The 5,200-nt window shown below is 57.9% G+C and carries 6 protein-coding genes and 1 pseudogene; 2 read left to right on the forward strand and 5 right to left on the reverse strand.

Features of this window, described 5'->3' with window-relative positions; all coding sequences use genetic code 11:
- Positions 1–115 (forward strand): annotated as a pseudogene (locus ACNQP3_RS29050) (DNA mismatch repair protein MutT); the annotation flags it as partial.
- A 33-nt stretch (positions 116–148) separates the two neighbouring features.
- Here the strand turns inward: ACNQP3_RS29050 and tnpC are convergent.
- From tnpC to ACNQP3_RS29075, 5 genes are all read right to left on the reverse strand, one after another.
- Positions 149–1,684, reverse strand: coding sequence for an IS66 family transposase (gene tnpC / locus ACNQP3_RS29055; protein WP_009684098.1), 1,536 nt, complete (start codon positions 1,682–1,684; stop codon positions 149–151).
- Between the two features lie 61 nt (positions 1,685–1,745).
- On the reverse strand, positions 1,746–2,081 hold the full coding sequence (gene tnpB / locus ACNQP3_RS29060; RefSeq protein ID WP_009684097.1) for an IS66 family insertion sequence element accessory protein TnpB: 336 nt from the start codon (positions 2,079–2,081) through the stop codon (positions 1,746–1,748).
- Positions 2,078–2,410 (reverse strand): IS66-like element accessory protein TnpA, encoded by a 333-nt coding sequence (gene tnpA / locus ACNQP3_RS29065; RefSeq protein ID WP_009684096.1) that lies wholly within the window; start codon positions 2,408–2,410, stop codon positions 2,078–2,080. The genes tnpB and tnpA overlap by 4 nt, the downstream gene beginning before the upstream one ends.
- Before the next feature lie 385 nt (positions 2,411–2,795).
- Positions 2,796–4,202 (reverse strand): heavy metal sensor histidine kinase, encoded by a 1,407-nt coding sequence (locus ACNQP3_RS29070; RefSeq protein ID WP_012316924.1) that lies wholly within the window; start codon positions 4,200–4,202, stop codon positions 2,796–2,798.
- Positions 4,202–4,879, reverse strand: coding sequence for a heavy metal response regulator transcription factor (locus ACNQP3_RS29075; RefSeq protein WP_012316925.1), 678 nt, complete (start codon positions 4,877–4,879; stop codon positions 4,202–4,204). The genes ACNQP3_RS29070 and ACNQP3_RS29075 overlap by 1 nt, the downstream gene beginning before the upstream one ends.
- Positions 4,880–5,044: 165 nt before the next feature.
- On the opposite strand from ACNQP3_RS29075, the gene ACNQP3_RS29080 reads away from it, so the two are divergent.
- The coding region (locus tag ACNQP3_RS29080) for a co-regulatory protein PtrA N-terminal domain-containing protein (RefSeq protein WP_416470698.1) at positions 5,045–5,200 on the forward strand (156 nt) is incomplete at its 3' end.

Raw genomic sequence — 5,200 nt, forward strand, 5'->3', positions numbered from 1 at the left:
ACACAATGAAGCCGTCATGCAGCGTCACGAGTCTTCGATGGGGCAGTCAATTCTGCGCGAAACCTACATGCTGAGAAAAGTCGCTTCCGAATTGTTGATGCCAATCAGCCTTTGAGCTGACTATTTGGCGAAGTCCACTTAGCCTGCCTCAGGCAAGCATCCAATGCTGCGGGAGTAATTGCGTGATTTCGCTCGCCCGCTGTGTCGGAAGCCGCATCAGTACATCCTTGAGATAGGCATACGGATCGTGCCCATTCATACGCGCCGACTGGATCAGGCTCATGATTGCCGCCGCCCTTTTTCCACTGCGCAGCGACCCGGCAAATAACCAGTTCGAGCGCCCAAGCGCCCACGGCCGGATCAAATTCTCGATCTGGTTATTGTCGATGGGCACAGCACCATCTTCCAGGTAGCGCGTCAGCGCTACCCAGCGTTTAAGGCTGTAATCCAGGGCCTTGGCCGTGGCCGAACCCTCGGGCACAAGTTCGCGTTGGGCCAACATCCACTCATGCAGTTTTTCAGCGATGGGCACCGCTGTTTCCTGACGTAATCGCCAGCGGGCTTCGTCGCTCATTTCCTTGGCGTGTCGCTCGACTTCATACAACCCGCCAATCGAGTGAAGCGCCTGCTCCGCCAACTGGCTTTTATTGGCTGCATGCAGGTCGAAGAATTTGCGGCGTGCATGGGCCATGCAGCCGATTTCGGTGATGCCCAGCTCGAAGCTGGCCTTGTAGCCGGCGAAGTCATCGCAGACCAGCTTACCGTTCCACGTGCCCAGGAAGTTACGCGCATGTTCGCCGGCACGGCTGGGGCTGAAGTCGTAGACCACGGCCTTTAGGGCCGAGAAAGGCGTGGTGCTATAGGCCCACACGTAAGCGCGGTGGGTTTTCTTTTCGCCTGGTGCGAGCATCTGAACCGGGGTCTCATCGGCGTGGATCACGCCCTGGGCCAACACATGCTCACGCAGCGCATCGACCAGAGGCTGGAGCTGCACACCGGTCTGTCCGATCCATTGCGCCAGTGTCGAACGGGCGATGGGCAGTCCGGCCCGACCAAAAATCTTCTCCTGCCGGTACAGCGGTAAATGGTCGGCGAACTTCGCCACCATCACGTGGGCCAAAAGGCCTGCGGTCGGGATGCCCTTGTCGATCACTTGGGCCGGTACAGGCGCCTGGATCAGTGTTTCACACTGACGGCACGTCCATTTTCCACGCACATGCCGCTCAACTGTGAACACGCCCGGAGTGTAATCGAGCTTCTCGCTGACGTCTTCGCCGATTCGCTGAAGCTGGCAGCCGCACACGCACTGAGTATTCTCTGGTTCGTGACGGATCACGGTTCGCGGAAACTGCGGCGGCAGTGGTGCACGCTTGGGCTTATGACGTGGCTCGGCCGGTGCGGCCGGCGGATTGGCTGCCTTCAGCTCGGCTTCGATAGCTGCGATATCGGTATCGAGCAGATCATCAAGCAGACTGCCTTGGTCGGGGCTCAGTTGCTCGCTGCGCTTGGCGAACTTGTGTCGCTTGAGGATGGCGATTTCATGAGCCAGTTGCTCGTTGACCGTTTCGAGGCGTTGGATTTTCTGGCTCATGGAGTCGACCTGGGACAGCAACTGCATAGCCTGTTCGGCCAAGCCGCGCAGCTGTTCCGGTGTCATCTGGTCGAGATTGGGCGAGGAAGTCATGCCGCTGATTGTGTCAGAGCAGGTCGTCAACAGCGATAAACCGATGGGCTAATGGCAGGGGCTAAAGCACTGTGATCGCGCTGCCTGCGCCGACCCGCTGCCACGGCAAACCCAGTACCAAGGCTTGAAGTTGCTCGTTATCGAGTTCGACTTCCGATCCGTGACGGATGCCGGGCCAATGAAACTTGCCTTGGTTCAATCGTCGCGCTGCCAGCCAAATGCCCACACCGTCATGCACCAAGACTTTCATTCGGTTGGCACGGCGATTAGCGAAGAGGTATGCGCAGTGCGGCTTCGCCACACCGAACACCGCGATCACCCTGGCCAGCGCGGTCTCGGTACCGGCGCGCATGTCCATAGGCTCGGTGGCAAGCCAGATGGCATCGATCCGAATCATTCCAACAGGTCTCGCAGAAAGGTGGCACAGGCGACAGCGCTTTCGGTCGGCCAGTTCACTTTGACGGTGCCACGCGGGTGCTGGATTTCAATGCAGATACTTGATGAAGCTGCCTGCGAATGTCCTCCGGCTAGCGGCAAGGGCACTGGAATGAAAGCAGGTTGCAGCGCCATAGTTTTGTTCGTGAGTACCCTAATCCATTTATGTACGAGGTTCGCGTTAAGGCTGTGCTTCTGCGCGACGCTGGCAATCGATGCGCCGGGCTGGGCGCACTCTTGGACAACTTGGGCCTTGAAGGATTTTGAATAGGAACGGCGTTGTGACTGCATGGAAAGACCCGCTTAAAAGGCTAGAAATGGTGTCCACTTAAATTAGGTGGACACCATCGCCTTTGGCGTCGGGGTCAGGAAGGTGAGTTGGCCGGACGGTTACGGTCGTGGCTTGGCATAGTCAGTCCAGGCGTTAGGAAGCTGGGCTGCACTGTGCTGGCAGTCCTGCACTCCTGGCCTACCTTGCAGGATTGGTATGGTCACCAGTCTTTCCCAGGTCTTGGTCCTGGCAGCAGGCATGGTCCATGCCCGCCATCATTTCCATGCCCATGGTCTGCATTGGGCAAGGTTCAGTCGCCGAATCGATGCCCGCCATCCCGTTAAGCGGAAGCGCCACGATAAGAATCAGGATGGGCGAGTATAGGTTACCGGGATGAACTCACCATTAAGGGGTTGGGGCTGCACCAACCAACCGCATGGAGGCTGGGAGACTGATGAAGAAGGTTGTGACACCCTCCGCTGAAGTACACCAAATTCGTCCGCTGTGAGCCTCGATGATGGAGCGTGTTATCGACAGGCCTAGGCCTGCATTGCTTGGCCCGCCTTCGCGTCTGGCTGGATCGGCCCGATAGAACCGGTGGAAGATCTTGCCAATGTGCTGAGGATCGATGGTTACTCCGCTGTTACGTACGGATAGCGTCACGGTTTCACGTGTTTGCTCGATCTGCACTGATATCTCGTTGCCTTCCGGGGTGTAGCGCAACGCGTTCGATAAAATGTTGGAAAGCGCTCGGTCAATCATCAGGCGATCGCCACGAACCTTGCCACGACCTTGGAGGGTCAGCTGAATGCCCCGGTCCTCAGCCAGGAACTGGTAGTACTCGAACAGCTTGTATACGAGTTCGGAGAGGTCCACATCGATCTGCTCGGGCACGATCAGACCGTTGTCCGCCTTGGCGAGGAAAAGCATGTCGTCAATCATGCGCGACATGCGCTTGAGGTCTTCCAGGTTCGAATAGAGGTTTTCCTCATATGCATCCAGGTCACGCTTCTTGGTGAGCACCACTTCAGTATGGGTCAGTAGGTTGCTGACCGGCGTTCTCAACTCGTGAGCGATATCGGCAGAAAAGTTGGACAACCGAACGAATGCATCCTCCAATCGTCCCAGCATCCCGTTGAAAGACAGGATGAGCTCCTGAAGCTCAATCGGTACGGGCTTCAGGGGAATGCGCTCGCGGAGCGATCTTGCTGACATCGCGGTCGCCACTTTGGTGATTTGCCCGACAGGCCGAAGCCCGCTTTTGGCCACGACCCAGCCCAAGCCTGCACTCACCACTGCACTGATCACCAAGCCGATCCCGAACCACCACTGCAAGGTGTGGAAGAAATGGGCATGAGTGGTGACATCGAGCATCAGCACCGCCGTCACAGGTTCCGGCTCGCCCGCGATGGCCAACTGGGCGGTGATACCGCGGAAGTTCTGCGATTCATCCTGCCACTCCCAGACCGCACCCTGGCGCGCCTGCTCGAACCGCTGAGGAATTTGGGAGGCTTTGGAGTCTGAAAAAAGGGTCGTTCCGTCAGCCTTGGTGATTTTCGCCGAAAGATCCTGATGTGCGCCGAGCAATGCCCGCAGCTGCTGCTCCTGATCGCCGAGCTCGCCTCGCGCTGCTGAAATGGACAGAATATGACGCGTTGACTCCAGCTTTTCGGAGAGCGCCTGCTCATCCAGCATCCGGAAATGGTGCTGGCTGAGCCCGTAGAAAGCCACGCCGGCAACGACCAAGACAGCAGTCACCGCGAACATGAACATCAGGGTCAGTCGCTTGACGAGCGATGATTGCGGGCGCATCACTCTGCCACATCCATCATGTAGCCCATGCCTCGGGCGGTATGGATGAGCTTTGGCGCGAAGTCGTCATCAATCTTGGCCCGCAGTCGGCGAATCGCGACCTCGATCACGTTGGTGTCACTGTCGAAGTTCATGTCCCAGACCTGAGAAGCGATCAGCGACTTGGGGAGCACCTCCCCGCGTCGGCGCATGAGCAGCTCCAAAAGGGCAAACTCCTTGGCAGTAAGGTCGATCCGCTTGCCGTTTCGCGTAGCCCGGCGCTTGAGCAGGTCAACCTCAAGGTCCGCCATCTTCATGGTGGTTTGAGCAGAACCACCGTTGCCTCTGCGCAGCAGTGTGCGGACCCGAGCCAACAGCTCAGAGAACGCAAAGGGCTTCACAAGGTAGTCATCAGCACCCAGCTCCAAGCCTTTAACGCGATCATCTACGCCATCACGGGCCGTGAGAAAGAGGACCGGCACGTCTTTCCCCGCTGCCCGGATCTTGCGCAGGACCTCCCAGCCATCGAGCCCCGGCATCATTACGTCCAAGATCAGCAAGTCATACGCTTCGCTCTGCGCCTGTTGCAGGGCGTCAGTGCCTGTCATCACCCGGTCTACAGTGAAGCCAGCCTCTGTTAGGCCTTGCTGGAGGTAGACACCGGTTTTCGGCTCATCTTCGGCTACGAGTAATTTCATCTGCTCTCATCCACGCGGAGTGCATCTCCAGTTTGCAGGAAAAAAGACGCCCAACCAGAAGCTGACGGAAAAGTAATGTCGCGATCAGTTTTCTGACAGCACCGCGAGGCTAATTTGACTCTGTACCTGACGCCATGAGGCGCAGAACCCACTGAGGATCTCCAGATGAACATGGTCAAAGCAATTGTGGTGGTCGTTACCTTCGGCATGGCAGGCATCGCCCTGGCAGAGGGCGGCGCGGACCGGACCTTTGCGCGGATGGAAGCGGCTCGCCAAAACTCCATGCAGGCCTATCAGGTTGCGCAGCAGGAGAAAGAGCAG

Source organism: Pseudomonas sp. LFS074 (genome assembly GCF_047978165.1).
In the GTDB taxonomy this organism is placed as follows: domain Bacteria; phylum Pseudomonadota; class Gammaproteobacteria; order Pseudomonadales; family Pseudomonadaceae; genus Aquipseudomonas; species Aquipseudomonas putida_P.